We start from the raw sequence: 3,678 nt of genomic DNA on the forward strand, positions 1-3,678 counted from the left end.
GTAGCGGTAATGGCCGTGATCCTCCGCCGTCGCCGCGCCGCGCCTTCCGATGGGTCCGACGCGCTATCCCCTGAAGAGCGCCAACGCCTCGACCAACTGCTGGACACCAAGACTGATGATTGATTTCTGGCTCGCAGCCGGGTTGCTGACTCTTATACACAAGTGCGGCCGCACTAGTCTAGATTTAAATTAATTAAGAGCTCGGGGGGGGGGGGCGCTGAGGTCTGCCTCGTGAAGAAGGTGTTGCTGACTCATACCAGGCCTGAATCGCCCCATCATCCAGCCAGAAAGTGAGGGAGCCACGGTTGATGAGAGCTTTGTTGTAGGTGGACCAGTTGGTGATTTTGAACTTTTGCTTTGCCACGGAACGGTCTGCGTTGTCGGGAAGATGCGTGATCTGATCCTTCAACTCAGCAAAAGTTCGATTTATTCAACAAAGCCGCCGTCCCGTCAAGTCAGCGTAATGCTCTGCCAGTGTTACAACCAATTAACCAATTCTGATTAGAAAAACTCATCGAGCATCAAATGAAACTGCAATTTATTCATATCAGGATTATCAATACCATATTTTTGAAAAAGCCGTTTCTGTAATGAAGGAGAAAACTCACCGAGGCAGTTCCATAGGATGGCAAGATCCTGGTATCGGTCTGCGATTCCGACTCGTCCAACATCAATACAACCTATTAATTTCCCCTCGTCAAAAATAAGGTTATCAAGTGAGAAATCACCATGAGTGACGACTGAATCCGGTGAGAATGGCAAAAGCTTATGCATTTCTTTCCAGACTTGTTCAACAGGCCAGCCATTACGCTCGTCATCAAAATCACTCGCATCAACCAAACCGTTATTCATTCGTGATTGCGCCTGAGCGAGACGAAATACGCGATCGCTGTTAAAAGGACAATTACAAACAGGAATCGAATGCAACCGGCGCAGGAACACTGCCAGCGCATCAACAATATTTTCACCTGAATCAGGATATTCTTCTAATACCTGGAATGCTGTTTTCCCGGGGATCGCAGTGGTGAGTAACCATGCATCATCAGGAGTACGGATAAAATGCTTGATGGTCGGAAGAGGCATAAATTCCGTCAGCCAGTTTAGTCTGACCATCTCATCTGTAACATCATTGGCAACGCTACCTTTGCCATGTTTCAGAAACAACTCTGGCGCATCGGGCTTCCCATACAATCGATAGATTGTCGCACCTGATTGCCCGACATTATCGCGAGCCCATTTATACCCATATAAATCAGCATCCATGTTGGAATTTAATCGCGGCCTCGAGCAAGACGTTTCCCGTTGAATATGGCTCATAACACCCCTTGTATTACTGTTTATGTAAGCAGACAGTTTTATTGTTCATGATGATATATTTTTATCTTGTGCAATGTAACATCAGAGATTTTGAGACACAACGTGGCTTTCCCCCCCCCCCCGAGCTCATCGATTTCGTTCCACTGAGCGTCAGACCCCGTAGAAAAGATCAAAGGATCTTCTTGAGATCCTTTTTTTCTGCGCGTAATCTGCTGCTTGCAAACAAAAAAACCACCGCTACCAGCGGTGGTTTGTTTGCCGGATCAAGAGCTACCAACTCTTTTTCCGAAGGTAACTGGCTTCAGCAGAGCGCAGATACCAAATACTGTTCTTCTAGTGTAGCCGTAGTTAGGCCACCACTTCAAGAACTCTGTAGCACCGCCTACATACCTCGCTCTGCTAATCCTGTTACCAGTGGCTGCTGCCAGTGGCGATAAGTCGTGTCTTACCGGGTTGGACTCAAGACGATAGTTACCGGATAAGGCGCAGCGGTCGGGCTGAACGGGGGGTTCGTGCACACAGCCCAGCTTGGAGCGAACGACCTACACCGAACTGAGATACCTACAGCGTGAGCTATGAGAAAGCGCCACGCTTCCCGAAGGGAGAAAGGCGGACAGGTATCCGGTAAGCGGCAGGGTCGGAACAGGAGAGCGCACGAGGGAGCTTCCAGGGGGAAACGCCTGGTATCTTTATAGTCCTGTCGGGTTTCGCCACCTCTGACTTGAGCGTCGATTTTTGTGATGCTCGTCAGGGGGGCGGAGCCTATGGAAAAACGCCAGCAACGCGGCCTTTTTACGGTTCCTGGCCTTTTGCTGGCCTTTTGCTCACATGTTCTTTCCTGGTACCGCTTCCATTCAGGTCGAGGTGGCCCGGCTCCATGCACCGCGACGCAACGCGGGGAGGCAGACAAGGTATAGGGCGGCGCCTACAATCCATGCCAACCCGTTCCATGTGCTCGCCGAGGCGGCATAAATCGCCGTGACGATCAGCGGTCCAATGATCGAAGTTAGGCTGGTAAGAGCCGCGAGCGATCCTTGAAGCTGTCCCTGATGGTCGTCATCTACCTGCCTAGACAGCATGGCCTGCAACACGGGCATCCCGATGCCGCCGGAAGCGAGAAGAATCATAATGGGGAAGGCCATCCAGCCTCGCGTCGCGAACGCCAGCAAGACGTAGCCCAGCGCGTCGGCCGCCATGCCGGCGATAATGGCCTGCTTCTCGCCGAAACGTTTGGTGGCGGGACCAGTGACGAAGGCTTGAGCGAGGGCGTGCAAGATTCCGAATACCGCAAGCGACAGGCCGATCATCGTCGCGCTCCAGCGAAAGCGGTCCTCGCCGAAAATGACCCAGAGCGCTGCCGGCACCTGTCCTATGAGTTGCATGATAAAGAAGACAGTCATAAGTGCGGCGACGATAGTCATGCCCCGCGCCCACCGGAAGGAGCTGACCGGGTTGAAGGCTCTCAAGGGCATCGGTCGACGCTCTCCCTTATGCGACTCCTGCATTAGGAAGCAGCCCAGTAGTAGGTTGAGGCCGTTGAGCACCGCCGCCGCAAGGAATGGTGCATGCAAGGAGATGGCGCCCAACAGTCCCCCGGCCACGGGGCCTGCCACCATACCCACGCCGAAGCAAGCGCTCATGAGCCCGAAGTGGCGAGCCCGATCTTCCCCATCGGTGATGTCGGCGATATAGGCGCCAGCAACCGCACCTGTGGCGCCGGTGATGCCGGCCACGATGCGTCCGGCGTAGAGGATCCACAGGACGGGTGTGGTCGCCATGATCGCGTAGTCGATAGTGGCTCCAAGTAGCGAAGCGAGCAGGACTGGGCGGCGGCCAAAGCGGTCGGACAGTGCTCCGAGAACGGGTGCGCATAGAAATTGCATCAACGCATATAGCGCTAGCAGCACGCCATAGTGACTGGCGATGCTGTCGGAATGGACGATATCCCGCAAGAGGCCCGGCAGTACCGGCATAACCAAGCCTATGCCTACAGCATCCAGGGTGACGGTGCCGAGGATGACGATGAGCGCATTGTTAGATTTCATACACGGTGCCTGACTGCGTTAGCAATTTAACTGTGATAAACTACCGCATTAAAGCTTATCGATGATAAGCTGTCAAACATGAGAAGGTACCGTCGACATGCATGGCGCGCCGGCGATCGCGGCCGGCCTAGGCGGCCAGATCTGATCAAGAGACAGGCCGGGTTGCTGCTTCTGATTGCCCTGAGTTTCCTGTTGATCCCTGTGTTGCGCGGCCGCCGTGCCCAGCGTGAAGAGGATCGCACCGCGCTGAACGTGGCGCTGTATCAAGAACGTGTCGCCGAGCTGCAAGTGCAGCAGGACGAGGGCGTGCTCAATG

3 protein-coding genes and 2 pseudogenes are annotated in these 3,678 nt (G+C 53.9%); 2 read left to right on the plus strand and 3 right to left on the minus strand.

The genetic code is table 11. The annotated features are described in order from the left end of the window. Positions 1 to 123 (plus strand): annotated as a pseudogene (locus tag ACR52_RS27260) (cytochrome c-type biogenesis protein CcmH); the annotation flags it as partial. A 94-nt stretch (positions 124 to 217) separates the two neighbouring features. On the opposite strand, the pseudogene ACR52_RS29960 reads toward ACR52_RS27260, so the two are convergent. From ACR52_RS29960 to tet(C), 3 genes and pseudogenes are all read right to left on the minus strand, one after another. Continuing rightward, positions 218 to 364 (minus strand): annotated as a pseudogene (locus ACR52_RS29960) (IS5/IS1182 family transposase); the annotation flags it as partial. A 137-nt stretch (positions 365 to 501) separates the two neighbouring features. Then, positions 502 to 1,317: an aminoglycoside O-phosphotransferase APH(3')-Ia gene (gene aph(3')-Ia, locus ACR52_RS27265; RefSeq protein ID WP_000018329.1), complete on the minus strand. Its 816-nt coding sequence runs from the start codon at positions 1,315 to 1,317 to the stop codon at positions 502 to 504. Positions 1,318 to 2,171: 854 nt separating this feature from the next. Beyond that, positions 2,172 to 3,362: a tetracycline efflux MFS transporter Tet(C) gene (tet(C), locus tag ACR52_RS27270; RefSeq protein WP_048731286.1), complete on the minus strand. Its 1,191-nt coding sequence runs from the start codon at positions 3,360 to 3,362 to the stop codon at positions 2,172 to 2,174. A 141-nt stretch (positions 3,363 to 3,503) separates the two neighbouring features. On the opposite strand from tet(C), the gene ccmI reads away from it, so the two are divergent. Further along, positions 3,504 to 3,678, plus strand: a 175-nt coding sequence (gene ccmI / locus ACR52_RS29970) for a c-type cytochrome biogenesis protein CcmI (RefSeq protein WP_082143263.1), incomplete at its 3' end; no start/stop codon positions are given.

Source organism: Pseudomonas fildesensis, assembly GCF_001050345.1.
Classification (GTDB): domain Bacteria; phylum Pseudomonadota; class Gammaproteobacteria; order Pseudomonadales; family Pseudomonadaceae; genus Aquipseudomonas; species Aquipseudomonas fildesensis.